20 protein-coding genes are annotated in these 24900 nt (G+C 63.1%); 12 read left to right on the forward strand and 8 right to left on the reverse strand.

Going from position 1 to position 24900, the window contains the following annotated elements; translation table 11 throughout:
- Positions 1-98 precede the first annotated feature (98 nt).
- The 5 genes from BP38_RS0105160 (at position 99) to BP38_RS0105180 (ending at position 7670) form a co-directional block, all read left to right on the forward strand.
- The gene (locus BP38_RS0105160) at positions 99-1097 is read left to right on the forward strand and encodes an adenosine kinase (RefSeq protein WP_026986864.1); all 999 of its coding nucleotides are present in this window, start codon (positions 99-101) and stop codon (positions 1095-1097) included.
- A gap of 40 nt (positions 1098-1137) precedes the next feature.
- Positions 1138-2958, forward strand: a complete 1821-nt coding sequence (gene typA, locus BP38_RS0105165; protein WP_035723882.1) for a translational GTPase TypA — start codon at positions 1138-1140, stop codon at positions 2956-2958.
- Positions 2955-4274, forward strand: a complete 1320-nt coding sequence (locus tag BP38_RS0105170) for an AmpG family muropeptide MFS transporter (RefSeq protein ID WP_026986866.1) — start codon at positions 2955-2957, stop codon at positions 4272-4274. The genes typA and BP38_RS0105170 overlap by 4 nt, the downstream gene beginning before the upstream one ends.
- 55 nt (positions 4275-4329) lie before the next feature.
- Complete coding sequence (locus BP38_RS0105175; RefSeq protein WP_026986867.1) at positions 4330-4854, forward strand: O-acetyl-ADP-ribose deacetylase; 525 nt, start codon at positions 4330-4332, stop codon at positions 4852-4854.
- A gap of 80 nt (positions 4855-4934) precedes the next feature.
- Positions 4935-7670 (forward strand): bifunctional acetate--CoA ligase family protein/GNAT family N-acetyltransferase, encoded by a 2736-nt coding sequence (locus BP38_RS0105180; protein ID WP_026986868.1) that lies wholly within the window; start codon positions 4935-4937, stop codon positions 7668-7670.
- Positions 7671-7683: 13 nt separating this feature from the next.
- On the opposite strand, the gene phoB is transcribed toward BP38_RS0105180, so the two are convergent.
- From phoB to BP38_RS0105220, 8 genes are all read right to left on the reverse strand, one after another.
- Positions 7684-8376: a phosphate regulon transcriptional regulator PhoB gene (gene phoB, locus BP38_RS0105185; protein WP_026986869.1), complete on the reverse strand. Its 693-nt coding sequence runs from the start codon at positions 8374-8376 to the stop codon at positions 7684-7686.
- Positions 8373-9143: a phosphate signaling complex protein PhoU gene (gene phoU / locus BP38_RS19125; RefSeq protein WP_051608989.1), complete on the reverse strand. Its 771-nt coding sequence runs from the start codon at positions 9141-9143 to the stop codon at positions 8373-8375. Before phoU ends, phoB begins: the two co-directional genes overlap by 4 nt.
- Positions 9144-9173: 30 nt before the next feature.
- On the reverse strand, positions 9174-9983 hold the full coding sequence (gene pstB, locus BP38_RS0105195; protein WP_026986870.1) for a phosphate ABC transporter ATP-binding protein PstB: 810 nt from the start codon (positions 9981-9983) through the stop codon (positions 9174-9176).
- A 24-nt stretch (positions 9984-10007) separates the two neighbouring features.
- Positions 10008-11324, reverse strand: coding sequence for a phosphate ABC transporter permease PstA (pstA, locus tag BP38_RS0105200; protein ID WP_026986871.1), 1317 nt, complete (start codon positions 11322-11324; stop codon positions 10008-10010).
- Positions 11317-12705, reverse strand: a complete 1389-nt coding sequence (pstC, locus tag BP38_RS0105205; protein WP_026986872.1) for a phosphate ABC transporter permease subunit PstC — start codon at positions 12703-12705, stop codon at positions 11317-11319. The genes pstA and pstC overlap by 8 nt, the downstream gene beginning before the upstream one ends.
- 70 nt (positions 12706-12775) lie before the next feature.
- Positions 12776-13819, reverse strand: coding sequence for a substrate-binding domain-containing protein (locus tag BP38_RS0105210; protein ID WP_026986873.1), 1044 nt, complete (start codon positions 13817-13819; stop codon positions 12776-12778).
- A 196-nt stretch (positions 13820-14015) separates the two neighbouring features.
- On the reverse strand, positions 14016-15467 hold the full coding sequence (locus BP38_RS19130) for an ATP-binding protein (RefSeq protein WP_051608990.1): 1452 nt from the start codon (positions 15465-15467) through the stop codon (positions 14016-14018).
- A 155-nt stretch (positions 15468-15622) separates the two neighbouring features.
- Positions 15623-17899 carry an NADP-dependent malic enzyme gene (locus BP38_RS0105220; RefSeq protein ID WP_026986874.1) on the reverse strand — a complete coding sequence of 759 codons (2277 nt, stop codon included), beginning with the start codon at positions 17897-17899 and terminating at the stop codon, positions 15623-15625.
- Positions 17900-18126: 227 nt separating this feature from the next.
- Here BP38_RS0105220 and BP38_RS0105225 point away from each other — a divergent pair, with 227 nt between their 5' ends.
- The 7 genes from BP38_RS0105225 to BP38_RS0105255 all read left to right on the forward strand — a co-directional run bounded on the left by BP38_RS0105225 (position 18127) and on the right by BP38_RS0105255 (position 24893).
- Entirely contained in the window at positions 18127-19233 is a 1107-nt protein-coding gene (locus tag BP38_RS0105225) for an S-(hydroxymethyl)glutathione dehydrogenase/class III alcohol dehydrogenase (RefSeq protein WP_026986875.1), read from the forward strand.
- Between the two features lie 68 nt (positions 19234-19301).
- Complete coding sequence (gene fghA, locus BP38_RS0105230; protein WP_026986876.1) at positions 19302-20141, forward strand: S-formylglutathione hydrolase; 840 nt, start codon at positions 19302-19304, stop codon at positions 20139-20141.
- Positions 20142-20252: 111 nt separating this feature from the next.
- Entirely contained in the window at positions 20253-21836 is a 1584-nt protein-coding gene (locus BP38_RS0105235) for an OpgD/OpgG family glucan biosynthesis protein (RefSeq protein ID WP_026986877.1), read from the forward strand.
- Positions 21833-22804 carry an NAD(P)/FAD-dependent oxidoreductase gene (locus BP38_RS0105240; protein WP_035723635.1) on the forward strand — a complete coding sequence of 324 codons (972 nt, stop codon included), beginning with the start codon at positions 21833-21835 and terminating at the stop codon, positions 22802-22804. The genes BP38_RS0105235 and BP38_RS0105240 overlap by 4 nt, the downstream gene beginning before the upstream one ends.
- Positions 22805-22946: 142 nt before the next feature.
- The gene (locus BP38_RS19135; RefSeq protein WP_051608991.1) at positions 22947-23255 is read left to right on the forward strand and encodes a BufA1 family periplasmic bufferin-type metallophore; all 309 of its coding nucleotides are present in this window, start codon (positions 22947-22949) and stop codon (positions 23253-23255) included.
- A 23-nt stretch (positions 23256-23278) separates the two neighbouring features.
- On the forward strand, positions 23279-24163 hold the full coding sequence (gene bufB / locus BP38_RS0105250; protein WP_051608992.1) for an MNIO family bufferin maturase: 885 nt from the start codon (positions 23279-23281) through the stop codon (positions 24161-24163).
- Positions 24153-24893: an HvfC/BufC N-terminal domain-containing protein gene (locus BP38_RS0105255; RefSeq protein ID WP_026986880.1), complete on the forward strand. Its 741-nt coding sequence runs from the start codon at positions 24153-24155 to the stop codon at positions 24891-24893. Before bufB ends, BP38_RS0105255 begins: the two co-directional genes overlap by 11 nt.
- Positions 24894-24900 lie beyond the last annotated feature (7 nt).

A 24900-nucleotide genomic window follows, 5' to 3' on the forward strand; every position in this document is an offset into this window, starting at 1 on the left:
GACCTGGATGGCCGGACAGGGGTTGCAGGCTGGACGCTAGCGGGGGACAGGTGTAGGTTGGCGCCGCTAACCAATCAAAGTCGCTACGGACCCCTCGCATGACGGACAAGAACTTCGACGTGGTGGGCATCGGCAACGCCATCGTCGACGTCATTTCCACGTCCAATGAAACCTTCCTGGAAGAACAGGAACTGCCGAAGGGCGGCATGACCCTGGTGGATGCCGACCGTGCGCGCCGGCTTTATGCCGCAACAGGCCCGACCACCGAAATGTCGGGCGGTTCGGCGGCCAATACACTTGCCGGTCTGGCCTCGCTGGGCGGGCAAGGCGGTTTCATCGGCAAGGTTCGTGATGACCAGTTGGGTGAAATCTTCCGCCATGACATCCGTTCCACAGGCATAGCCTTCACCACCTTGCCGGCTGAGGAAGGTGCACCAACCGGTCGCTGCCTGGTTTTCGTGACGCCGGATGCTCAGCGTACCATGGCCACGCATCTCGGCATTTCGGTGACTCTGGGACCAGAGGACCTGAATCATGAGCTGATTGCCGAGGCGCGGGTCCTGTATCTCGAGGGCTATCTCTGGGATGCCGAGGCAGCCAAGCAGGCTTTTCTGGAGGCTGTGGAGACGGCGAAGGCGAACAACACCAAGGTGGCCCTGTCTTTGTCAGATCCCTTCTGTGTGGAGCGGCATCGTGACAGCTTCCTGGAGCTGATCGCCGACCATGTGGAACTGCTTTTCGCCAACGAGCAGGAGGCCAAGAGCCTTTATCTCTGCGAGTCGCTCGAGGATGCGCTCGCCCAGCTTCAAGACCATTGCGAAACGGCGGTCGTCACGCGCAGTGCGGCGGGCTCCATGATCCTGCAGGATGGCAGCCGCTTCGAGGTCCCCGCCGAAGCCCTGGGCGAGGTGGTGGACAGCACCGGTGCCGGCGACCTCTATGCCGCCGGTTTTCTTTATGGCTATACCAGGGGGTACCCTCCATCGACCTCTGGGCGGATCGGGGCCCTGGCAGCCGGCGAAGTGATTTCCCATGTCGGCCCCAGACCCCAACAGAATCTCGGCGCGCTGCTTGCCGCCCGAGATCTGGATATCTAGACCCCTGGACAGCCGACAACGGACATAAATCGTGACCCCAATTGAACATCTGAGAAATATCGCCATCATCGCACACGTCGATCATGGCAAGACCACCCTGGTGGACGAACTTCTGAAACAATCTGGCGCGGTGCGCGCCAACCAGCAGGTGGCTGAACGCGCGCTTGATTCCAGCGATCTGGAGCGTGAACGCGGCATCACCATCCTGGCCAAGTGCACCTCGGTCGAATGGCAGGACAAGCGATTCAACATCGTGGACACGCCGGGCCACGCCGATTTCGGCGGCGAGGTCGAGCGCATCCTGTCCATGGTGGACGGCGTGGTTCTGCTGGTCGATGCCTCCGAAGGCCCCATGCCGCAGACCAAGTTCGTCACGATGAAGGCGCTCAAACGCGGCCTGAAGCCCATCGTGGTGATCAACAAGGCCGACAAGCCGGATGCCCGACTCTACGAGGTGCAGGACGAGGTGTTCGATCTCTTTGCCGCACTTGAAGCCGACGAGGAACAGCTGGACTTCCCCACGATCTTCGCTTCGGCACTCAATGGTTGGGCGATAACCGACCCGGACGCCCCGCGAGAGAACATGCAGCCGCTGTTCGAGACCATTGTCGAGCATGTTCCGGCGCCGGTGGCGCAGCAGGAAGGCCCGTTCCGCATGCTGGCGACCACACTGGAAATGGATCCCTATCTGGGCCGCATGCTGACCGGACGCATCTATTCGGGGCGAGCCCGCATGAACATGACGGTGAAGGCCCTCTCGCGCACCGGCGAGCGTCTGCAGGAAGCGCGTCTGACCAAGCTGCTGGCATTCCGCGGGCTGCAGCGCGTGCCCGTGGAAGAGGCCCAGGCCGGGGATATCGTGGCCGTGGCGGGGCTCGAAAAGCCCACCGTTGCCGACACCATCTGCGAGACCTCGGTGGACGAACCCCTGCCCTCGCTGCCCATCGATCCGCCGACGCTGGCCATGACCTTCTCGGTCAATGATTCGCCGCTGGCAGGCCGCGAGGGCGACAAGGTGACCAGCCGCATGATCCGAGATCGCCTTTTACGCGAGGCCGAGGGGAACGTGGCTCTCCAGATCACCGAAACCGAGGACAAGGACGCCTTCCAGGTGGCCGGCCGCGGCGAACTGCAGCTGGGTGTCCTGATCGAGACCATGCGCCGCGAAGGCTACGAACTCTCCATCAGTCGTCCGCGCGTGCTGATACAGCAGAATGACGGCCAGCGCCTGGAGCCCATCGAGGAAGTCCAGGTCGATGTGGACGAGGACTACAGCGGCGCCGTGGTCGACAAGATGAGCCAGCGCAAGGCGGAGCTGCAGGAAATGAAGCCCTCCGGCGGCGGCAAGGTGCGCCTGAGGTTCCTGGCCCCGGCCCGCGGGCTGATCGGCTATCACGGGGAATTCCTGACCGATACGCGCGGCACCGGCATCATGCACCGTGTCTTCGACGGATATGCGCCCTACAAGGGTCCGATCCAGGGCCGGCGTAACGGGGTTATCATCGCGGACTCACCTGGGCAGGCGGCATCCTATGCGCTGTGGAATCTGGAGGAACGCGGGATCATGTTCATCACCCCGGGTACGCCGGTCTATGAAGGCATGCTCATCGGTGAACACAACCGCGACGTGGACCTGGAAGTCAATCCGATGAAGTCCAAGCAGCTGACGAACTTCCGGGCCAGTGGCAAGGATGAAGCCGTGCGCCTGACGCCACCGCGGGAAATGTCGCTTGAACAGGCGCTGTCCTATATCGAGGATGATGAACTGGTCGAGGTGACGCCCACCTCGATTCGTTTGCGCAAGCGCCTGCTGGACCATCACGCCCGCAAGCGCCAGAGTCGTCAACGCGAGGCCGTATGACCCTTCTGAGCAGATGGGCCGCCGCTGCGGCGGTCTACAACGACCGCCGCATGCTGGCGATCCTCCTGATGGGATTCTCCAGCGGCCTGCCCCTTCTGCTCGGCTTCTCCACCCTGTCCTACTGGCTTTCGACAGCCGGGATCGACAGAACCACCATCGGTCTCTTTGCGGCGGTCTCCACCCCCTTCGCACTGAAGTTTCTCTGGGCGCCGCTGATCGACCACGTGAAGCTGCCGGTCATGAGCCGGGCTTTTGGCCGGCGTCGGGGCTGGGCGCTGTCCGTCCAGGTCCTGCTGGCGGGCGGCATCCTGCTACTGGGAACCAGCGATCCGGAGAACGCGCCCTTCGTCATGGCGGCCTATGCCCTGCTGGTGGCGTTCCTCTCGGCCAGCCAGGATATCGTGATCGACGCCTATCGCATCGAGGTGCTGGAGGAAAACGAACAGGGGGCGGGTGCGGCCGTCACCCAGACCGGCTACCGTCTGGGCATGATCGTGGCCGGGGCCGGCGCCCTGGCACTCAGTGACTTCGTGGCCTGGTTCTGGGTATATGCCGCCATGGCCTCACTGGTCGTGATTGGCATGATCGGTGTGCTGATCGGTCCCGAACCCGCCGTGCCCAAGGCAGCCACGGAGCCCGTGGGCACGGCGCAGGACAGCCGCTTCGAGCGAATTGTCGCCTGGCTGAAGCGTGCCGTCATAGATCCCTTCGCGGAATTCCTGACGCGGCGTGGCTGGGTGGCTATCCTGCTGTTCGTCCTGCTCTACAAGTATGGCGACGCCATTGCTGCGACCATGACCAATCCCTTCTTCAATGAAATCGGGTTCAGTGGGGTGGAAATCGGCAGTGTCACAAAGTTCTTCGGAGTTTTCGCCACGCTCTTCGGCATTTTCGTGGGCGGTGTGTTGGTGGCGAAGATCGGTGTGCTGAAGGCGCTTTTCATTGGCGGCATCCTGCAGGCCGTCACCAACCTTTTCTTCGCCTGGTTGGCCGTCCATGGGCCGGATCTCTGGCTTCTGGCCGTGGTGGTCGGGGTCGACAACTTTACCGGAGGCCTGGGGTCGGCGGCCTTCGTGGCCTATCTGTCCAGTCTCTGCAACGTGGCCTTCACCGGCACCCAGTACGCGCTTTTGACCTCGCTGATGGCCTTCGGGCGCACGCTGATGTCTACAGGCAGCGGCTGGCTGGTGGACCAGATGGGATGGGTCCTGTTCTTCATGTCCACGTCCTTGATGGCCATTCCGGGTCTCTTGCTGCTCATCTGGATCAGCCGGCTGTATCCCACGGGGCAATTGCGACCGGCCGCCGCCGAATAGCGCGCGGCAACGCAGTTGATTTGACCGTCACTCTGCCGCTGCTAGACTCGCGTGCATGGCGGACCAGAAACTGGAACTGCATCAGGGTGACATCACCCAACTCACGGTCGATGCGATCGTCAATGCGGCCAACAGCGAGTTGCGTCCCGGCGGCGGTGTCTGTGGTGCCATTCATCGGGCCGCCGGTCCGGAGCTCGCCGAGGCTTGTCGGCAAGTGGGTGGTTGTCCCACCGGTGAGGCACGGATCACGCCCGGTTTCTCCCTGCCCTCTGCCCATGTGATCCATGCCGTGGGACCTGTCTGGCAAGGCGGGAGCCAAGGTGAGGACGAGGCGCTGGCCAATTGCTACAGGAACAGCCTGCGCCTGGCGGATGAAAACGGTCTGGACTCCATTGCCTTTCCGGCCATCTCGACGGGTATCTTCGGGTTTCCGGCGGATCGGGCGGCCGAGATCGCCGTTTCCAGCGTACAGCGGGAACTGAGGGCGCGTGAACGCCCCACCAGGGTGATCTTCTGCGTTTTCGATGCGGATACGGCTGCAGTCTATCAAGACCTGCTTCCGTCAGGTTCCACGCAATGACACTTGCACGGCTTCGCCCAGTGTTTATGCTGCAGTGCAGCATGACGTGACCATACCCTCAGGGACAAGGAAAGCTCGCTGTGACGACGCGCAATCTTGAAGCCTTTTTCCACCCCCGCAGCGTGGCTCTGATCGGGGCCAGCGGGCGCAAGGGGTCCGTCGGCCATTTTCTTGCCCGGAACCTGTTCCACAGTGGCTTTCAGGGTCCCATCATGCCGGTCAATCCGCGACGGGAATCCATCGAGGGTGTCCTGGCCTATCCCTCCGTTGCGTCCCTGCCGCGTGTCCCTGACCTGGCCATCATCTGCACACCACCGGATACCGTGCCGGACCTGACCCGAGAGTTGGCCGAGCGTGGCACGAAGGCTGTCGTGGTCGTGACCGCGGGTTTCGGTGAAGGTGGCCAGGAGGCGGGACAGAGCCTGCGCCAGGCCATGCTGGATGCAGCGCGGCCGCATACGTTGCGCGTTGTCGGGCCCAATTGCGTGGGCCTTCTGGCCCCGCACCAGGGGTTGAACGCCAGCTTTGCCCACCAGGCCGCCCTGCCCGGAGACATGGCTTTCGTCACCCAGTCGGGGGCTATCGTGACGGCCATGCTGGATTGGGCCACAGGGCGCGGCATCGGCTTCTCCCATGTTGTCTCCCTGGGTGACATGGCGGACGTGGATTTCGGGGACATGCTGGACTACCTGGCGGTGGACCCTCAAACGCGTGCCGTAATGCTCTATGTCGAGGCGGTCACTGACGCGCGCAAGTTCATGTCGGCGGCTCGGGCCTGTGCACGCATCAAGCCGGTCATCGTCATCAAGGGCGGCCGCAATGCCGAAGCGGCGAAGGCTGCAACCTCGCATACCGGCGCCCTGGCAGGTGCGGACGAGGTCTATGACGCGGCCTTCCGGCGGGCTGGCGTGTTGCGCGTTTTCACGCTGGAGGAACTGTTCGATGCGGTACAGACACTGGCGACATCCACACCGCTGCGGCATGGGGACCGTGATCGGCTGGCCATCCTGACCAATGGCGGCGGCCTGGGCGTCCTGGCCACCGATGCGCTGATCGAACACAAGGGTCACCTGGCAGAGCTTTCGGACGAGACAATGCAGGGCCTGGAAGCGGCCCTTCCGCCTACCTGGAGTCACGGCAACCCCGTGGACATCGTCGGGGATGCGGATCCGGAACGCTATCGGAACGCAACGCAGAACCTGCTGGAAGACAAGGGCGTGGATGCCCTGCTGGTCATGCATTGTCCCGTGGCGGTGGCGGACCCGAATGCCGTGGCAGAGAGCGTTATTGAAACCGTTCAAGCGCGACCGTCCCGGAAACGAAAGCCGATCTTTACCGCCTGGCTCGGTGACCAGGCCGTGGCCGAGTCACGTTCGCTCTTCGCCGAGAGCCACATTCCTACCTATGATACGCCGGAGCGGGCAGTACGGGGCTTCATGCACCTGGTGCGTTACCGCCGCGGCCAGGAAGAGCTGATGGAAACGCCAGCCAGTCTGCCGGATGAGAAGGATCCGGACCGTGAATCGGTGCAGGCCTTGCTGGAAGAGGCCCTGGCCGAAGGCCGCGAATGGTTGAGCGAGCCTGAAGCCAAGGCCCTGCTGTCCTGCTATGGCGTTGCCACAGTGGAAACCCGTAAAGCTGCTGATCCGGACGAGGCCGTGCGCCAGGCCGAGGAAATCGGCTTTCCCGTTGCCCTCAAGATCCTGTCCCCGGACATCACGCACAAGAGCGATGTGGGCGGCGTGAAGCTGGACCTGGCCAACAGTGACCGGGTGCGGATTGCAGCCGAAGAAATGCTGAAACGCGTGCGCCAGGCCCGGCCCGAGGCCCAGGTGGATGGCTTCAGCGTACAGGCCATGTGCCGGCGTCCCGGGGCTCAGGAGTTGATCCTGGGCTTGACCGAGGATCGCCAGTTTGGCCCGGTGATCCTGTTTGGTGAAGGGGGCACTGCGGTCGAGGTTATCCGTGACAAGGCGGTTGGCCTGCCGCCGCTCAATATGGCGCTGGCCCATTCGCTGATGGCCGAGACCCGGATTTACGACCGCCTGAAGGGTTATCGCGATCAGGCGCCTGCCGATCTTGACGCTATTGCAGCGGCATTGATGCATCTCTCGCAGATCGCGGCCGAACGGCCCGAAGTGCGCGAAATCGACATCAATCCCTTGTTGGCCGACGAAAAGGGCGTGATTGCCCTGGATGCCCGCGTTCGGCTGATGCCACGCGACGCGGTGGACAACAGCCGTGGTCCCGCCTATCGCCTGGCCATCCGGCCCTATCCGCGCCTGCTGGAGCAGTGGGGGCACTTGATGGATGGGACAGAGATCTTCATGCGGCCGATCCGGCCCGAGGACGAGCCGGCCTTGAATGAGCTCTACAAGCACCTGACGCCAGACGATGTGCGCATGCGCTTCTTCTCGCACATGGCCGAGTTGAGTCATGAGTCCGCCGCGCGCTTTACCCAGATCGACTACAATCGCGAAATGGCACTGGTCGCCATCTCTCCGGAGAATCCGGAGGATTTGTGGGGCGTGGTGCGCATTGCGGCCGATCCTGAGAACGAGCGCGCGGAATATGCCGTGGCGGTGCGCTCTGACATCAAGGGGCGGGGACTTGGTTACCTGCTGATGCGGCGCATCCTGGATTATGCCGCTCGCCGCGGCATTCAGGAAGTCTGGGGGGATGTCCTGAGCGAGAATGCGCGCATGCTTCAACTGGTCAAGGATCTGGGCTTCGATCGTCGCCTGCTGGCCGAAGACACCAACGTTGTTCGTGTGAGCCGGAAGCTGGAGCCGGCCAAATCCCAGGGCGGGGCTTGATCAGATCCGGCTTTCAGGAGCTGGGTGAATCCAGGGAGTAGCCGGCCGAGCGTACCGTGCGGATCAAGTCGCTCTGCTCGCCCTCGTTCAGGGCCTTGCGCAGACGGCGTATATGCACGTCCACGGTGCGCGGCTCGACGTAGACATCATGACCCCAGACGGCATCCAATAGCTGCTCGCGGCTGAAGACCCGGCCGGGATGCTGCATGAGGTGGCTGAGCAGGCGGAACTCGGTGGGACCCAGGTGAACGTTGCGTTCGCCCCGGCGCACCCTGTGGGCGTTGAGATCCACGGAAATGTCCGCGAAACTCAGGGTTTCTCCCGAAGTTGCAGGCACCGCGCGTCGCAGGACAGCGCGCACACGGGCCAGCAGCTCCGCAGGTGAGAAGGGTTTGGTGATATAGTCGTCTGCGCCGCTTTCCAGACCGCGTACCTTGTCGGTTTCCTCGCCGCGCGCGGTCAGCAGGATGATGGGAATTTCGCGGGTCTCGCGATCGCGGCGCAGCTGGCGGCAGACCTGGAGTCCGGACATGAGCGGCAGCATCCAGTCCAGCAGGATCAGGTCAGGCTTCTCTTCCTGGGCGACGGTCAGGGCCTCCTCGCCGTCCCGGGCCTTGAGCAGGTCATAGCCTTCGCGTTCCAGGTTGTACCGCAACAGGGTGACCAGCGCTGCTTCATCCTCGACGATCAGGATGACCGGCTTCATTTTTGTTCATCTCCGTTGTTGGATCCCGACCCGGCGGTCTTGTCCTCGTTCGGCGGTTCGACAACCGCGAAGCTGGAGGTATCACCCTTGGGGCGGTCGATCATGATCTGGTTGCCGGTGGCCATGAAATAGACGATCTCGGCGATATTGGTTGCGTGATCGCCGATGCGCTCGATGTTCTTGGCGATGAACAGCAGATGGGTTCCCGATGTGATGCTGCGCGGATCCTCCATCATGTAGGTCAGAGTCTCGCGGAACAGGCTGGTGTACATCTCGTCGATTTCCTGGTCACTTTCCCATACGTTCAGCGCCATGTTGGCGTCTCGCTTGGCATAGGCGTCCAGGACCCGCTTGATGTTGGTCTGCACCAGCTTGGCCATGCGCGGCAGGGAGCGCACGGGATCCAGCGGCTGTTGCTGGTGCAGGGCCACGGCCCGCTTGGCCACGTTGGCGGCATAGTCACCGATGCGTTCCAGGTCGCTGGCCACCTTGAGCGCCGAAATGACCATGCGCAGATCGGAGGCCACGGGCTGGCGCAGGGCCAGCATCCGCACGGTGTAGGCATCGAGCTCGTGCTCGATCTCATCGATCTTCTCGTCGTTGCGGATGGTGCGCGTGGCCAGTTCCTGGTCGTTGCGCACCAGGCTGTCCACGGCGTCGGCCAGCTGGGTTTCCGCCAGACCGCCCATGCGGGCGATCAGTTCCTTCAGGTGTTCCAGTTCCTCATCGTAGGACCGGATGATGTGGTCGCCTTGCTCTGAAGTCATCGTAACTCTCCGCGGATAGGGCCAGGGGCATCAGCCGAAGCGGCCCGTAATATAATCCTGTGTGCGCTGGTCGCCGGGGTTGGTGAAGATCTGCTCGGTCTCGCCAACCTCCACCAGGTTGCCCAGATGGAAGAAGGCGGTGCGGCGCGAAACACGCGCGGCCTGCTGCATGTTGTGAGTGACGATCACGATCGTGTAGCTCTGCTTGATCTCGTCGATCAACTCTTCGATCAGGGCCGTGGCAATGGGGTCCAGCGCCGAGCAGGGCTCGTCCATCAGGATCACTTCCGGATTGACCGCAATGGCGCGCGCGATGCACAGGCGTTGTTGTTGGCCACCCGACAGGCCTGTGCCGGGCTCGTCCAGGCGGTCGTGCACTTCCTTCCACAGGCCGGCGCGGCGCAGGCTGGTTTCCACGATCTGCCGCAGCTCCTCCTTGTCACGTGTGAAGCCGTGAATGCGCGGACCGTAGGCCACGTTGTCGAAAATCGACTTGGGAAAGGGGTTGGGCTTCTGGAAGACCATGCCGACCCGTGCGCGCAACTGGACGGGATCGATGGAGCGATCGTAGATGTTCTGGCCATCCAGAGTAATCTCACCGCTGATCCGGCAGATGTCGATGGTGTCGTTCATGCGATTCAGACAGCGCAGGAAGGTCGACTTGCCACAGCCCGAGGGTCCGATCAGCGCCAGAACCTCGTTGTGGCGAACGTCCAGGTTCACGCCGTGCAGGGCCTCGGTGTCGCCGTAGCTGACCCGAACGTCACGGGCCTGCATCTTCGTTTCGCCGATGTTCTCAGCCGCCATAAGTTTTTCCGCCGTCTTGGTCTCGTAATTCATGATCGTCGCTTTCGTTCGGCCCTGTTACCAGCGTTTCTCGAACCGCTTGCGCAGGAAGATCGCTGTTGCATTCATGAGGATCAGGAAGCCGAGCAGCACCATGATACCTGCCGAGGTGCGCTCGACGAAACCACGCTCGGAGGAATCGGCCCAGATGTAGATCTGCGAGGGCAGCGCCGTGGAGGGACTGAACATCGAGTCCGGGGCCGAGGTGATGAAGGCGTTCATGCCGATCATCAGCAGTGGAGCGGTTTCTCCCAGCGCCTGTGCCAGGCCGATGATGGAGCCGGTCAGGATACCCGGCAGGGCCAGCGGCAGCACGTGATGGAAGACCATCTGCATCTTGGAGGCACCCAGCCCGTAGGCGGCCTCGCGGATCGAGGGCGGGATGGAGCGCAGGCTGGCGCGCGCGGCGATGATGATGGTGGGCAGGGTCATGAGCGTCAGGGCCAGGCCACCGACCAGGGGCGCCGAGCGCGGCAGCCCGAAGACCTGGATGAAGACCGCCAGGCCCAGCAGGCCGAAGATGATCGAGGGTACGGCCGCCAGGTTGTTGATGTTGATCTCGATGAAGCTGGTCAGGCGGTTCTTCGGCGCGAACTCCTCCAGATAGATGGCGGCGCCAACCCCGAGGGGGATCGAGAGAACGGCAACAACCAGCATCAGATAGAACGAACCGACGATGGCGCCCCACAGGCCGGCCTGTTCCGGCTGCCGGCTGTCGGCCTGGGTGAAGAGGTTGGAGTTGAAGCTGGTGGAGATCTGCCCCTGGTTCTCCAGGTAGTCCATCCATTCGTACTGCAGGTTGCTGACGCGCCGGCGTTCCTCAGGGACGTCGCGGGGTGTGTTGCCCTTGAAGGCCTGGTCGATGTCGCTGCTGGCCAGGAAGGACATGGACACGCGCTGACCGATCAGTGAGGGATCCGCCAGCAGGGTCTCCCGCAGTTGCCGGTAGGCCTGGCCGCTGAGGATGCCGCGCAGATCGCGCGCCGCACCGGGAGCGTCGGCATCCGGCAGGTTTTCCTGGAGGGCGCTGGAGAGCAGGTTGCGGTAGTTTCCAGCGCCGATTTCCTCAGACGTGGGAGTCGTCCCTTCGAAGCTGAAGTCGGCGGGATCGACATAGACCTCCAGCTCGATCTCCGTGTTCACGAAGGCGGTATAGCCCTGGCTGACGATGGTGAAGAGCAGCACAGCAAGCACGCCTAATGCCGCCACGATCGCGGCGATGCCATAGAGCCGGAAACGCCGTTCGGCGGCATAGCGACGGCGCATGCGGGCCTGGGCTGCCGCCGATGTGTGCAGGCCGTGCGTCGTGAAGGAGCTCGGGGTCGTATCAGTCATATTTCTCGCGATATCTACGGACCACCAGGATGGCCATGACATTGAGGCAGAGCGTGGTCAGGAAGAGCATGAAGCCCAGCGCGAAGGCGGACAGCGTCTTGGCGCTGTCGAAGGCCGTGTCGCCGGTCAGGTTGGCCACGATCTGGACCGTCACCGTAGTGACCTGCTCCAGCGGGTTGAGTGTCAGGTTGGCAGACAGGCCGGCGGCCATGACCACGATCATGGTCTCGCCCACCGCGCGGCTGACGGCCAGCAGGATGGCACCGACAATACCGGGCAGGGCGGCCGGAAAGATCACCTGGCGGATGGTTTCGGACTTGGTTGCGCCCAGGCCGGCGGAGCCTTCGCGCAGGGACTGCGGGACCGCCCGGATCGCATCGTCCGACAAAGAGGACACGAAGGGAATGATCATGATGCCCATGACCGAGCCGGCGGCCAGAGCGCTGTTGGCCGAGACCGGCAGGCCCAGGATCTCGCCGACCTGCCGAAAGGCCGGCGCTACTGTAAGGGCGGCGAAGAAACCGTAGACGATGGTCGGAATGCCGGCCAACACCTCCAGAACGGGTTTGACCGAGCCGCGGATGCGCGATGGGGCATACTCCGAGAGGTATATGGCGCTCAACAATCCGATGGGTACGGCCACGGCCATGGCGATGGCCGCGATCAGCATGGTGCCCATGAAGACCGGAACGGCCCCGAACGCCCCGGAGGAGCCCACCTGGTCCTCGCGTATGGCGGTCTGCGGACTCCACTTCAGCCCGAAGACGAAATCTATGATGGAATAGCGCTCGAAGAAGCGCAGGGATTCGAAGAACAGCGAGATCACGATGCCGAAGGTCGTGATGATGGCGATCACCGAGCAGAGGATCATCAGCACTTGGGCCGTGCGTTCCACGCGATGGCGTGCCTGGAACTGCGGGGCGAGATGGCGCGCGGCGAAGGCCAGCGCCATGAGGGAAAGCGCCAGTGCCAGAATGCCGACCGCCCATTGGCCGCTCGCCTGCAGACTGTTCATGTACTCGGCCGCGGCAATGATAACCGGGTCGTCCGAGGCGAAGCCCCCTCCGAAAGCCGTGTTCTTGATGGTCGCGAGCAACAGGCCGCGTTTGCCTGCGTCCGCGCCTTCCAGACGTTCCGCGGGCAGGGAGTACAAGGCCATCTGATCAATGATGGCCTGTCCGAAAAGGCTCCAGCAGAGCAGGACCACCAGGCTGGGCAGGGCCGCCCAGAGTGCGACATAAGACCCGTGATAGGCTGGCAGGGAGTGCAGCTTGCCAGCCACCGCGCCATCGCCAGCCAGTTTCCAGGCGCGGCGCTTGCCCAGGAAATAGCCGTAGATGGCCAGCAGAATGACGATCAGGGCGACGGTGGTCAGAGGCATTCGGAGTACCTGTCAGATAGGAACGGCGGCGTGAGGCCGAGGAAGCCTCACGCCGCCGGATAAGGGATCCTTACTCGTAGCGGCTCATGTGCTCGCCGTTGCGCACGGCCTCACGGGTTTTGGCCCGCTGGTCTTCCGGGGCCGGCACCAGGCCGATGTCGGTGAGGTAGCCGCCCGGTCCGCTCGCGGCCTCGCTGGTGGCTTCCTCGATGAACGCTTCCATGCCAGGAATGACCTCGCGGTGCGCGTTCTTGTAGTAGATGAAGATCGGTCGGGAAACCGGATAGGACCCGTCGGCGATGGTGGCTTCCGCGGGCTCGACGCCCTCGATGGACACCACCTGCAGGCTGTCCTGGTTCTCATAGAAGAAGGAATAGCCGAAGATGCCGTAGGCTGTCGGATCGGAGTTGAGACGCTGGACGATCAGGTTGTCGTTCTCACCTGCCTCGATGAACTTACCGTCCTCGCGCATGCGCTGGCAGACTTCCTCATAGCGAACCTCGTCGCTTTCGTGCAGGGCTTCGATGGCCTCGAACTCGCTGCATCCTTCTTCCATGACCAGCTCGACCCATGCATCGCGCGTGCCGGAGGTCGGCGGCGGACCCATGACCTGGATTTCGGCATCGGGGAAATCGGGATTCACGTCCGCCCAGGTCTCGTGCGGATTCTCGACGATCTCGCCGTCGACTGCGACTTCCGCGGCCAGGGCCTGGTGCAGTTCGGCCAGGGAGATATCGAAAACCTTGCCGTCACGGCTGGTGGCCAGGGCAATGCCGTCGAAGCCGAGGACCTGTTCGCTGATGTCGTCGACACCATTGCCGACGCAGAGTTCGTATTCCGATTGCTTCATGGCACGCGACGCACCGGTCAGATCGGGATGGTCCACGCCAACGCCCTGGCAGAAGATCTGCATGCCACCGCCGGTGCCGGTGGACTCGATGACCGGGGCCGCATTGCCGGTCATGTTGGCGAACTCTTCGGCAATCATCGTGGAATAGGGAAAAACGGTCGAGGAACCTACGCCGCGAAGCTGTTCGCGGGATTGGGCCTGGGCGCCGGAGGCTACAGCCAGGGCCGCGGCCGCCAGGGTGCTGGCAAGAAGAACCTTTTTCATGAGTCGCTCACCTCCTGAAGGGTGCAGTTTCAGATTTGGATCCCTTGAGGCGCAGGCCACGGTGCCGGCGGGCCTCAATGATGTGGCTGACCCTATCCAGACTTGAAAAAGGTTATATGACTTTTGTGTTACGGTTTTTTGAAACCCGGACGTTTTTTTCGTTACCGACGCAAGACCGGGATTCCATACGCAAGGTCTAGTCGGATTGGAGATCTTCCAGGCTTTCCTGTTCTGCTCGACTTTCGGCAGGCAGGTAGACGGTAAAGGTGGAGCCTCTGCCTACTTCACTGTCCACCTTCAGGAAGCCGCGGTGGCGGTTGAGAATATGCTTCACGATGGCCAGCCCCAGGCCGGTGCCCCCCAGTTCGCGCGAGCGGGCGGTGTCCACGCGATAGAAACGTTCGGTCAATCGCGTCAGGTGTTGACGCGAGATGCCCTCGCCCTGGTCGATGACATGAATGGCCAGCCCTGACCGCCCCAGGCGCCGCGCCCCGGCATCGCTGTCGGGCTGCACGATTGCGCCCCTGATCTTCACTTCGCTGTCGGGACGGCCGTACTTGATCGCGTTGTCGATGAGATTCTGGAAAACCTGGGTCAATTCATCCGCGTCGCCCACCACCGGCGGCAGGTCCGGAAGTTCCACCTTCAGGCGAATGTTCTTGTCTCGAGCCCTGAACTCCAGGGTCTGGAGGAGCTTTTCCAGCAAGGGATTCAGGGCGATTTCGCTGGAGGGCAGGGAATGCTCGCGCATTTCGATGCGCGACAGGCTCAACAGGTCTTCCACCAGCCGGATCATGCGGCTTGCCTGGTCCTGCATGATCGTCAGGAAGGACTCCCGGGCTTCGCTGTCATCCCGGGCCGGGCCGCGCAGGGTTTCGATGAAGCCGATCAGGCTGGACAGGGGTGTTCGCAGCTCATGGCTGGCGTTGGCAACGAAGTCGGCGCGCATGCGTTCGGCGCGATAGGCGGCCGTGAGGTCATGCAGGGCCACGATGGCGATGGTGCCGTCGGATGCGGGCGTTTGGAGCGGCACGACCCGGGCGCTGAAGTGTCGCTCTACATCGTCGTGCAGCTGGAAGTCCACTTCCTGCTCCGCTTCGCCGGCGATGACGGCGTCGGCAGCCGCGACAAGCGAAGGATGGCGCACGACAGAGAGCAGGTCGCGGTTGACCAGATCGCTGCCCAGCAATTTCAGAGCAGCCTCGTTGGCACCCAGGATGCGACGTGTCCGGTCCAGCATCAGCAGGGGGTCCGGCAGGGCGGAAAGGATCGCCTGGCTGTTGGCGGTTACTTCCTGCAGCTCCTGCTTCTGCCGTTCGCGTTCACTGGCCGTGTGATAGATGGCGGCATCCAGATGCGGGGAAAGGATGTCCGCGCCAGCCGATGGCGGGCGGGGCAATATGCCTCGGCGCGGTCGATGCGAGGGCTGGCGAATGGATTCAAGGTAATCGTACAGACTGTGGAGGTGCCGGAAATGCTGGCGCAGAAGGACTCCGGTTCCCAACAGGACGGCCAGGAAAGCCAAGAAGGCCCAGGTCCAGGGCAGGATACCGATGATGAGAAACAGCAGCAGCACCAGCCCCGCCGGGGTCGACAGGGCGAGGGTGGCAAGCGGCAGATAGCGCCAGAGCTGGGCCTTGCGGGACATCCTGTCCTTCCCTGAAATTGCTGATACGACCCCCTAGCCCGAGCCCGACGTGGTGATCACGTCGAGCCGGAGCCTAGCAGACGACTGTTACAAAACCGAGACAGACCGATTGCATTCGAAGTCTCCGGACAGGCTGCCAGTGGAAGGCCAGCACGTCAGTCGCCGCGGTTCTGGATCGCGCCATGCGCCGCAAGGGCCGCCGAGGTAACCAGGTCGCTGACGGTTGAGCCCAGGCTGACGATCTGAGCCGGCTTGGCAAGGCCCATGAGCAGCGGGCCGATCATGGTTCCTGAGCCGAGCTCCTTGACCAGCTTGGTAACGATGTTGGCTGAGTGAAGGGCCGGCATGATCAGGACGTTGGCGGGTCCCGAGAGGCGACAGAAGGGATACAGTTCCATCATCAGGTCATGGTTCAGTGCCACGTCGGCCTGCATCTCACCGTCGTACTCGAAATCCGGCTGACGTGCGTCCAGCAGATCCAGCGCTTCGCGTACGCGTACGGCCTTCTCGCGCGGTGGATTGCCGAAGTTGGAGAAACTGAGCAGGGCCACGCGGGGTTCATGGCCCATGGCCCGGGCCGTCTCGGCGGCCTGTTCGGTGATGTCCGCCAGGACTTCGGCAGGCGGCAGTTCGTGAATCTGTGTGTCCGCGATGAAGATGGAACGGCCGCGATAGACCATGATGTTCAGGCAGTAGACCTGGTGGTTCGGACGGCTGTCCAGGCAGAGCCTGAGGTCATCGTAGGCGATGTTGAAGGGGCGCGTGAGCCCGGTCACCAGAGCGTCGGCCTCGCCACAGGCCAGCATGCAGCCGGCGAAGACATTGCGGTTCTGGTTGACCATCCTCTGGCAATCCCGGAACAGCTGGCCCTTGCGATTCAGGCGATTATAGAGGAACTCGGTATAGCGTTCCCTGTGATTTCCGATCGCTGCATTGACGATCTCGGCGAAATCGCCCTGTAGGCCGATGGCCTGCATGGTTTCCTTTATGCGTTCCTCGCGCCCCACCAGGATCGGCGTGCCGAAACCGGCGTTGTAGTAGGACAGGGCGGCACGGATCGTCGTCTCCTCCTCGCCTTCCGCGAAGACCACGCGGCGCGGAGAATGGCGGACCTTCTCGAAGATGTTCTGCAGGCTGGAGGCGGTGGGATCGAGCCGTCCGGTGAGCTGCTGGACGTAGCCCTCCATGTCCTCTATCGGCTTGCGGGCGACGCCGCTGTCGACGGCTGCCTGGGCCACGGCCAGTGGAACCTTGACGATCAGGCGGGGGTCGAAGGGGGCCGGAATGATGTACTCCCGGCCGTACCGCAGGCGGCGGCCGGAGTAGGCGCGGTCCACCTCGTCGGGCACATCCTCACGGGCCAGCGCCGCCAGCGCGTCGGCGGCGGCCACTTTCATCTCCATGTTGATGGTCGACGCGCGGACGTCCAGGGCCCCGCGGAAGATATAGGGAAAGCCCAGCACGTTGTTGACCTGGTTGGGATAGTCCGAGCGGCCGGTTGCCATGATCGCGTCGTTGCGCACCTCGGCCACCTCTTCCGGCGTGATCTCCGGGTCGGGATTGGCCATGGCGAAGATAACGGGATTGTCGGCCATGGACTTCACCATGTCCTGGGTCAGGGCGCCCTTCACCGACAGTCCGAAGAAGATGTCCGCCCCCTCCAGCGCCTCGGCCAGGGTCCGGCGATCCGTCTTGACCGCATGGGCCGATTTCCATTGGTTCATGCCTTCCTTGCGGCCCTGGTGGATCACGCCCTTGGTGTCGCAGATGATAACGTTTTCGGGCTTGAAGCCCATGGCCTTCACCAGTTCCGCACAGGCGATGCCGGCCGCTCCGGCTCCGTTGATGACCATCTTCGCTTCGGACATCTCGCGTCCGGTAAGATGCAGGGCGTTGATGATGCCGGCCGCCGCGATGATGGCCGTGCCATGCTGGTCGTCATGGAAGACCGGGATGTCCAGCAGTTCCTTCAGCTGCTGTTCGATGATGAAGCACTCGGGGGCCTTGATATCCTCCAGGTTGATCCCGCCGAAGGAGGCGCCCAGGAAGCGCACGCAGTTGATGAACTCGTCCACGTCCTCGGTGGAAACCTCGAGATCGAAACCATCCACATCGGCAAAGCGCTTGAAGAGGACGGCCTTACCTTCCATCACGGGTTTGGAAGCCGCGGCCCCGAGGTTGCCGAGACCCAGGACAGCGGTGCCGTTGGATATGACCGCGACCAGGTTCCCCTTCGCCGTGTAATCATAGGCCAGGGAGACGTCATCGGCGATGCGCAGGCAGGGTTCGGCCACGCCCGGGGAATAGGCCAGCGACAGATCGCGCTGTGTGGTCAGCGGTTTCGTGGGCGTGATTTCAAGCTTTCCGGGCCGTCCCTGCGCGTGGAACTCCAAGGCTTCGGCTGCGTTCGTCCGGGGCGTCTTCTTTTCCATTCCCAGTCTCTTTTCTTGTTTTACTCAAGCCGCAAAGCGTTGCGATGCTTTATCCGGACGCGGAATGTTAGTGCAAGTCGATGCCTGTGGAAACGATGAACCGGCCGGCTGTCGCATAGCGCCGAATTTCCGGCGGCGCTGTGATTGACGCGTGCTCGTTCGACAGGAAATGATAGGCTTTCGCATCGTTTACCTTGAGTCGCCCGCAAGAAGGAAGAGAGGAAGGCATGAAGACAAGAGCTGCCGTCGCATTCGAGGCCGGAAAGCCGCTGGAAGTCACCGAGGTTGACCTGGAGGGGCCGCGCGAAGGCGAAGTGCTGGTCGAGATCAAGGCGACGGGTGTCTGTCATACCGACGCCTTCACGCTGTCCGGATCGGATCCGGAGGGTCTCTTTCCGACCATCCTGGGTCACGAGGGTGCCGGGGTCGTTGTGGAAACCGGACCGGGCGTGAAGGACCTGAAGCCCGGCGACCATGTGATCCCGCTCTATACGGCGGAATGCCGGGAGTGCAAGTTCTGCCTGAATCCCAAGACCAACCTCTGCCAGAAGGTGCGGGCCACACAGGGCCAGGGCCTGATGCCCGACGGCACCAGCCGCTTTTCGCTGGATGGCAAGCCGTTGCACCACTACATGGGCTGCTCGACCTTCTCCAATCATACGGTCCTGCCGGAGGTTTCGCTGGCGAAGATCCGCCAGGACGCGCCCTTCGACAAGGTCTGCTACATCGGCTGCGGGGTCACCACAGGCATCGGCGCCGTGGTCTTCACGGCAAAGGTGGAGCCCGGCGCGACCGTTGCCGTCTTCGGCCTGGGCGGCATCGGCCTGAATGTCATCCAGGGTGCGCGCATGGTGGGCGCCGACCGCATCATCGGTGTCGACATCAATCCCGACAAGAAGCCCTTGGCCGAGAAGTTCGGCATGACCGACTTCGTCAATCCCAACGATGTGGACAATGTCACCCAGGCCATCGTCGAGATGACCGACGGCGGCGTCGACTACAGCTTCGAGTGCATCGGCAATGTCTCCGTCATGCGCCAGGCGCTGGAGTGTGCGCACAAGGGCTGGGGCCAGAGCATCATCATCGGTGTCGCCGGCGCCGGAGAGGAAATCTCGACCCGCCCCTTCCAGCTGGTCACCGGCCGGACCTGGAAGGGCAGTGCCTTTGGGGGCGCACGCGGCCGCACGGATGTGCCGCGCATTGTCGACTGGTACATGGACGGCAAGATCAATATCGATGACATGATCACCCACACCATGCCGCTGGATAAGATCAACGACGCCTTCGACCTGATGCACGAAGGCAAGTCGATCCGCAGCGTGATCACGTACTGACCATCTCAAGCCGGGGCCGTCCTTCAAGGGGCGGCCCTGCTGCTTCAGCCTTTATCGGGAGAGCAAACATGACCCTGGAAATCCGGGCCAGCAGCCGTTGTTTCGGTGGCGAGGTGCGTTACTGCAGTCATCCCTCCACTGCCACCGGCACCGAGATGCGATTTTCGGCCTACCTGCCGCCAGGTGAAGGCCCCTTCCCTGTCCTGCTCTGGCTGTCGGGCCTGACCTGTACCGAAGACAATTTCACCAGCAAGGCCGGCGCCTATCGCAAGGCGGCGGAACTGGGACTGATGGTGGTGGCTCCGGACACCAGCCCCCGTGGCAAGAGCGTGGCCAATGACGATAGCTATGACCTGGGCCAGGGAGCCGGTTTCTATGTGGACGCAACAGAGGCGCCCTGGGCCCCGAATTTCAGGATGGACAGTTATGTCACGCAGGACCTGATCGCAGTCGTCCAGCAGGAACTGCCGGCGCGCAAGGGCCCCATGGCGATCTCGGGACACTCGATGGGTGGTCATGGCGCCTTGACGCTGGCCCTGAACAATCCCGGGCTGTTCACCTCGGTTTCGGCTTTTGCGCCCATTGCCTCGCCAACCCGCTGCCCCTGGGGCGAGAAGGCCCTGGGGGCCTATCTGGGCCCCCGCTCGGAAGCCTGGAAGCGGCATGACGCCTCGTTGCTGATCGCAAGAGATGCAGCTTCAGGACATTTTGATGACATTCTTGTGGATCAGGGCACGGCCGACGGCTTCCTGGAAGAGCAGCTGAAGCCCGAACTGCTGGAGGAGTCCGCTTCCAAGGCGGGGCAAAAGCTGACTTTGCGCCGCCAGCCGGGCTATGATCACTCCTATTTCTTCATCTCCAGCTTCATCGACGATCATCTGTCCTTCCATGCCCAGAGACTCAAGTGAAGCCTGAAGGTTCAGCCGGCAATTGAAACCGGGCGGCGGCGTACAAGATTAGGCCAAGGTTCTGTCCTACAGGCAGGCTATTCAGGTAGACAGTCGAAAGGCTTGGTTTATATGGCTCATCTTACCCGCCGCCATATGCTGCAGTCGGCAACCGCCACGGCAGTGCTGGCTTCTCTGGGTGTTCCTTCAGGTCCGCTCTGGGCCAATACGGCGTTATCGTTTGCTTCCGCCCAGGACTTCAGTTTCGAGGCCCTGATTGCGCGCGCCCGCCAATTGGCACAGGAGGACTATCAGGCCCCGTATGAGCCGGCGCCCGAGGTCGTCCAGGAAATCGACTATGATGCCCATGGCGCGATCCAGTTCGACCGCGATGCGGCCCTGTTTGCCGAAGGGCCCGGTGTCTATCCCGTTACCTTTTTCCATCTGGGCCGCTTCTTTCCCAAGCGCGTACGCATGCATATGGTCGAGGATGGTAAGGCCAGAGAGATTCTCTACGATCCGGACTACTTCGAGATGCCGGACGACAGCCCTGCGAAGGAGTTGCCCGAGGACAGCGGCTTTGCCGGCTTCCGCCTGCATGAAGCCCGCCAGCGCGACGACTGGAAGACCCAGGACTGGGCGGCCTTCCTGGGTGCGTCCTATTTCCGCGCCATAGGGGCGCTGGGCCAGTACGGCTTGTCGGCACGCGGCATCGCCGTTGATACGGCCACGGCGGGCCCCGAGGAGTTCCCGGATTTCACCGAGTTCTACATTGCCTCGGCCCCCAACCAGCAAGAGGCTGTGCAGGTTCATGCGCTGCTTGAGGGCCCCAGTGTCACCGGTGCCTTCCGCTTCGAAATCCGGCGCAATGATGGCGTGGTCATGGAAGTGGACAGCCATCTGTTCACGCGACAGCCTATCGAACGCTTTGGAATCTCGCCGCTTACCTCGATGTTCTGGTATGGCGAGTACAATCGCCCCAAGATGGTGGATTGGCGGCCCGAAGTGCATGATTCCGATGGGCTGGCGCTCTGGACCGGGGCCAACGAGCGGATCTGGCGGCCGCTCAACAATCCGTCCGAGCCCGTGGTCTCCAGCTTTGTGGACCAGGATCCGCGCGGTTTCGGGCTGCTGCAGCGGGATCGAAACCCCGAACATTACCTGGATGGTGTGAACTACCACCGGCGGCCATCGCTTTGGGTCGAGCCGCTGGATGACTGGGGTGCCGGCAGTGTGCAACTGGTGGAACTGTCCACCGATGACGAGATCCATGACAACATTGCGGCTTTCTGGGTGCCGGAAGAGCCCGTCGAAGCGGGACAAGCCTATCGTTTCCGCTATCGACTGCATTGGCTGGAAGACGAACCCTATGCGAACGAGGAACTGGCCCATGTCAGCGCCACGCGCATCGGGCGCGGCGGCAATGCAGGCACAGAGCGTCCGGAAGATGTCTGGAAGTTCGTCGTGGAGTTCGAGGGCGGTGACCTGGAGGGACGTGACCGGGACAGTCCCCCGGATATTGAGCTTTCGGCCGGGCGCGGCGCGCTGTCCAACCAGAGCACGGAGCCGGTGCTCGACAGCAAGCGCTGGCGCGCCCTGTTCGACCTTGAAATAGAGGGGGATGAATCTGTCGAACTGCGCTTGCACCTGAAGGATGACAGTGGCGTCCTGAGCGAAACTTGGCTGTATCAGTTCCATCCGCCGGAGCCTGCATGAAGGCGGAGTCCGACAAAGGCTTTCACCTGGCCGTGATCGGCGCAGGGATTGCCGGGCTGGCCTGTGCCCATGAGGTGCAGGCCGCCGGTGGCCGCGTCACCGTGTTCGAGAAGAGCCGCGGCACGGGCGGCCGCCTGGCGACCCGCTACCGCGGTGCACTGCGCTTCGATCACGGGGCACAGTATGTCACGGCACGCAGTCCGGGGTTCCGGCAGCTCGTGGACCGGGCGACCTGCGCGGGGGCGGCAGCTGTCTGGAGTCCGCAGGGCCTCCCGGTGCTGGAGGATTGGCATGTGGGTTGTCCCGGCATGAGCCAGCTGGTCCAGCCTCTGGCCGATCACCTTCAGGTCCATCTGCAGACGGCAGTGGCGCAGCTTGAGCCCGCCGGCACGCAATGGCGCCTGCTGGATGCCGAGGGTGGCGCGCTGGGCTGTTTCGATCAGGTGGTTGCGGCCATACCGGCTCCGCAGGCCCGCGCAGTTCTGCAGCCGCACAGCCCCCTGTTCGATGCCGCTGCCGACAGCATGCTCTCACCCTGCATGACGGCGCTGGTTGCTTTCGATGAAACCATCCGGGAGGGGCAGGACGTTATCTGTGATCGCGAGGCGGCCGTTCCCTGGGCGGCCCGGAACAGCTCGAAGCCGCAGCGGCCAACAGGGCCGGATTGCTGGGTGCTCCAGGCCGCCGCCGAGTGGAGCCAGTCCTTCCTGGAGGCCACGCCGGAAAAGCGAGCGGAGGCCCTGCTGGAACAGTGGCAATGGCAGCTTGGCGGCACCCTGCCCGAACCCTGTCATCTGGAAAGTCACAGCTGGCTTTACGCACGAGTCGAAACGCCCCTGTCCGCCCCGTTCCTGCTGGACACCGACAAGGGGCTGTCTGCCTGTGGCGACTGGTGCCTGGGGGCCCGTGCGGAGGCTGCCTGGGACAGCGGGCGTCAACTGGGTCACATGCTGGCAGCCTTTGCCTGAAGGCCGGAATGGCATGCCTCCTCTGCCGTCTCACAGGCTGCTCACGCTCATGTGAAAGGACTTGATTTCTCTTTGCTTCGCCCAGGGCCTAGCTTCCCTGGTAGCGCAAATTCCTGCGCAACAGGAACTAGGGAGAAATCATATGAGTATCAGCAAATCCGTATCCGCACTTTCCGCCGCCGCCGCATTGGCCGGTGTCATGGCCCTGGGCGGCCAGACCGGCATTTCCGAAGCGCAGGCCGATGACACGGTGAAGTGCTACGGCATTGCCAAGGCCGGTGAGAACGACTGTGCCAATTCTGCCGGAACGCATTCCTGCGCCGGACAGTCCACCGAGGACTATTCCGGCCAGGACTGGAAAGCCGCAGACAGCGAGGAAGCCTGCGAGGAGATGGGCGGTCAGACCCAGGCCTTCGAAGGCAGTAACGAAGAGAACGTGAAGGACTCCTGATTTTGGGGTTCGGGAGGATTGCCATGACTGTCTCATCGGTTACTCCCGCCCCGGCCGGCCGCTGGCCCCTTCCCGCTGCCGCGGGAGTGGGGTTGCGGCAGGGCCACGTGCCGGATTTCCTTGCAGAACGTCAGAAGGTCGCCTGGCTGGAAGTCCATTCGGAAAACTACCTTGTGAGTGGGGGGCCGCGCCTGGCTGAGCTGGAGTCCATCGCTTGCGACTATCCCCTGAGCTTCCATGGCGTCGGTCTCTCGCTCGGCTCGGCCGAAGGGCTGGATGAAGCGCACCTGGCGCGCCTGCGGCAGGCTTATGACCGCTTTGCCCCGGCCCTGGTGTCGGAGCACATTGCCTGGAGCGTCGTCGATGGCGTTTACCTGAATGACCTTCTGCCCCTGCCCTACAGCGAAGAAGCGCTCGAGGTGGTTTGCCGGAACGTGGATCGCGCCCAGGAAGCCTTCGGCCGCCGGATTCTGGTGGAGAATCCCTCGACCTATCTGGCCATTGCCGAAAGCGTCATCCCGGAGAATGCTTTCCTGGCCGAGGTGGTCCGTCGCACGGGCTGCGGCCTGTTGCTGGACGTGAACAATCTCTATGTCTCCGCCGTCAATCACGAACGGGATCTCTCCGAATGTTTCAAAGGCCTGCCGCTACAAGCCGTCGGCGAGGTTCATCTGGCCGGACATGCGCGCCGGACAGACGCCCAGGGAACACTGCTGGTCGACGATCACGGCAGCCGCGTCTGTTCCGAGGTCTGGGAACTCTATGAGAGGCTTCTCGAGCTCTCCGGTCCCCGGCCGACGCTGATCGAATGGGATACCGCCCTGCCACCGCTGCCCGTCCTGCTGGGCGAAGCGGACGGCGCCGCCCGAAGGCTCGCTGCAAGCGGAGCGGCCAGCCATGCTGCGTGATTTCCAAAGAGAGATGGCCCAGGCCGTGCTGGAGGGTACGGACAAGCGCCCCCTGAGCGTCACGGGTGTCGATCCGGCTGCGCGTCTGTCGGTTTACCGGGTAACGGTCCAGGATTCGCTCCGCCAGACCCTGGCCGCCGCCTACCCTTGCCTGGAAGGCGTGTTGGGGGCGCGGAACTTCGGGGTGCTCGCCCGCGCCTATATACGGGACCATCCGCCGCGCCAGGCCGTGCTTGCCGACTATGGCGAAGGACTGGCGCGTTACCTCGAGACCTATGCACATACAGCCGGCAAGTCCGCCCTCGCCGATCTCGCGCGCCTGGAGTGGAGCTGTCTGCAGGCGGCCTTTGCGCAGGATGCGGATGTACTCGACCTGCCGGCCTTGCAGGCACTGGCGCCCAAGGTCCTTCTGAGTTCAGGCCTGCCGCTGCATCCGGCCACGCACTTGCTTTGGCTGGGGCACGATGTGGACCGCTACAAGGCCGGGGAGAGAGCCTGGAACGAGGTCAGAGGCGAGACGCGACATCTGGCCGTCCTGCGCAAGGACCGTGAAGTGGCGGTCTGTGCGCTCGGCACCGGCGAAGCTGCCCTGTTCGCGGCCCTGGAGAAGGGGCTGGGCCTGGAGGCCGCCACCGAAAGCGCTTTCTTGGAGCAGCCGGCGTTCGACCTGCAGCGCTTCCTTGTGAAATTCCTGCCGCTGGGCGCCTTCACTTTCCCGGCCGGCAGATGAACGATTG

The organism is Fodinicurvata fenggangensis DSM 21160, assembly GCF_000686045.1.
GTDB classification, from domain to species: domain Bacteria; phylum Pseudomonadota; class Alphaproteobacteria; order Kiloniellales; family DSM-21159; genus Fodinicurvata; species Fodinicurvata fenggangensis.

Excerpts from the sequence above, each read along its gene's own strand:
- BP38_RS0105160 (WP_026986864.1), top strand. The coding sequence starts at position 99 with ATGACGGACAAGAACTTCGACGTGGTGGGCATCGGCAACGCCATCGTC.
- BP38_RS0105170 (WP_026986866.1), top strand. The coding sequence starts at position 2,955 with ATGACCCTTCTGAGCAGATGGGCCGCCGCTGCGGCGGTCTACAACGAC.
- BP38_RS0105175 (WP_026986867.1), top strand. The coding sequence starts at position 4,330 with ATGGCGGACCAGAAACTGGAACTGCATCAGGGTGACATCACCCAACTC.
- phoB (WP_026986869.1), bottom strand. The coding sequence starts at position 8,376 with ATGAAGCCGGTCATCCTGATCGTCGAGGATGAAGCAGCGCTGGTCACC.
- phoU (WP_051608989.1), bottom strand. The coding sequence starts at position 9,143 with ATGACTTCAGAGCAAGGCGACCACATCATCCGGTCCTACGATGAGGAA.
- pstB (WP_026986870.1), bottom strand. The coding sequence starts at position 9,983 with ATGAATTACGAGACCAAGACGGCGGAAAAACTTATGGCGGCTGAGAAC.
- pstA (WP_026986871.1), bottom strand. The coding sequence starts at position 11,324 with ATGACTGATACGACCCCGAGCTCCTTCACGACGCACGGCCTGCACACA.
- pstC (WP_026986872.1), bottom strand. The coding sequence starts at position 12,705 with ATGCCTCTGACCACCGTCGCCCTGATCGTCATTCTGCTGGCCATCTAC.
- BP38_RS0105210 (WP_026986873.1), bottom strand. The coding sequence starts at position 13,819 with ATGAAAAAGGTTCTTCTTGCCAGCACCCTGGCGGCCGCGGCCCTGGCT.
- BP38_RS19130 (WP_051608990.1), bottom strand. The coding sequence starts at position 15,467 with ATGTCCCGCAAGGCCCAGCTCTGGCGCTATCTGCCGCTTGCCACCCTC.
- BP38_RS0105220 (WP_026986874.1), bottom strand. The coding sequence starts at position 17,899 with ATGGAAAAGAAGACGCCCCGGACGAACGCAGCCGAAGCCTTGGAGTTC.
- BP38_RS0105225 (WP_026986875.1), top strand. The coding sequence starts at position 18,127 with ATGAAGACAAGAGCTGCCGTCGCATTCGAGGCCGGAAAGCCGCTGGAA.
- fghA (WP_026986876.1), top strand. The coding sequence starts at position 19,302 with ATGACCCTGGAAATCCGGGCCAGCAGCCGTTGTTTCGGTGGCGAGGTG.
- BP38_RS0105235 (WP_026986877.1), top strand. The coding sequence starts at position 20,253 with ATGGCTCATCTTACCCGCCGCCATATGCTGCAGTCGGCAACCGCCACG.
- BP38_RS0105240 (WP_035723635.1), top strand. The coding sequence starts at position 21,833 with ATGAAGGCGGAGTCCGACAAAGGCTTTCACCTGGCCGTGATCGGCGCA.
- BP38_RS19135 (WP_051608991.1), top strand. The coding sequence starts at position 22,947 with ATGAGTATCAGCAAATCCGTATCCGCACTTTCCGCCGCCGCCGCATTG.
- bufB (WP_051608992.1), top strand. The coding sequence starts at position 23,279 with ATGACTGTCTCATCGGTTACTCCCGCCCCGGCCGGCCGCTGGCCCCTT.
- BP38_RS0105255 (WP_026986880.1), top strand. The coding sequence starts at position 24,153 with ATGCTGCGTGATTTCCAAAGAGAGATGGCCCAGGCCGTGCTGGAGGGT.